We start from the raw sequence: 967 nt of genomic DNA, 5'->3' as shown, positions 1-967 counted from the left end.
ACGTTATACGCTGTAATTTTACTTACACGTAAGCAGCGACTTTGAGCGCCAAACCACAGTGGTTTTCTCAACAAAAAAGCGGTTTGGTTTTGGATCGCCGCTCACCTTCGAAAGTGTTGCAAACAAGCCATCAATGGCCAGAAAAGACCAAGCATCCCAAGGGCTGCTTGCAAAGGCAAAAGGCGAGGTTCGGCTATTCAAACAGATTAGGTGGCAGCTTTATAACAAAGGTTTTCAAGGCGGACGCAAAACATTCCCGCAAATTTTGCTATATCAACTTATGGTGTTTACGGTGGCTTTATTGCGTGAAGCTAATGTTTTTCGCCCCTTAAAACGACGTTAGGCCTCAAAAATACCAGCTTATCGTGTAGGTGCCTGTATGCTGTGATTTATAGTACTATAAAATAGCGACATATATGTTAAGTAATCGGGAAGTTTTGGAGTTACGATGACTGAAATAGAGCTGCACAAAGAGCTTTTGAAAAAGAAAAATTATGTATTTAAAGCAAATGTCAAGGGTATGAGTCTTACCGAGCTTTCTCTTGTAAATAATTTTGGTTATTGGTTCGAAGCTTTATCTACTGGTTCTATTTCGCCCTTATCAGAATTACAAAGACAGTTTATCTCTGTTACGAAAGGTAAGGTTTCTCCAAAAACTGAACATGAAATGGCTTGGGTAAAGTATCGAGTGCTAACCGTACTTAGTGATGTGATCAATCAGATAAATGAAGGGGACTATTCTCATATACAAAGAATACCACGTAACGATTTTGTGGTTGATGCCGTCATATCTGCTTTAAATGCATATGAAACCGAAAGTGGGAGTTATCTTGTAAGAGCTAACTGCCAAAAAGGTATAGCAAAAGTGCGTGATCATCAAAATAAAGGAAAAAGCCAAAGTCGGAACAATATCACCAATTATGGTGGTCTGCATGATTTTGGTCTGTAGCTAATTGAAATAAAGGCC

At 39.1% G+C, this 967-nt stretch carries 2 protein-coding genes; both read left to right on the top strand.

Annotated elements, in window-relative coordinates; genetic code table 11:
* The first annotated feature begins 133 nt into the window (after positions 1 to 133).
* Complete coding sequence (locus tag LRP50_RS25340) at positions 134 to 343, top strand: hypothetical protein (protein WP_274167167.1); 210 nt, start codon at positions 134 to 136, stop codon at positions 341 to 343.
* 105 nt (positions 344 to 448) lie between these two features.
* Complete coding sequence (gene maoP, locus LRP50_RS25335; protein WP_274167166.1) at positions 449 to 949, top strand: DUF413 domain-containing protein; 501 nt, start codon at positions 449 to 451, stop codon at positions 947 to 949.
* The last annotated feature ends 18 nt before the right edge of the window (positions 950 to 967 follow it).

The organism is Enterovibrio gelatinilyticus, assembly GCF_028683095.1.
Classification (GTDB): Bacteria; Pseudomonadota; Gammaproteobacteria; order Enterobacterales; family Vibrionaceae; genus Enterovibrio; species Enterovibrio gelatinilyticus.
The sequence above is the reverse complement of the archived record's forward strand: the minus strand, read 5'-3'. Positions and strand labels throughout refer to the sequence as shown.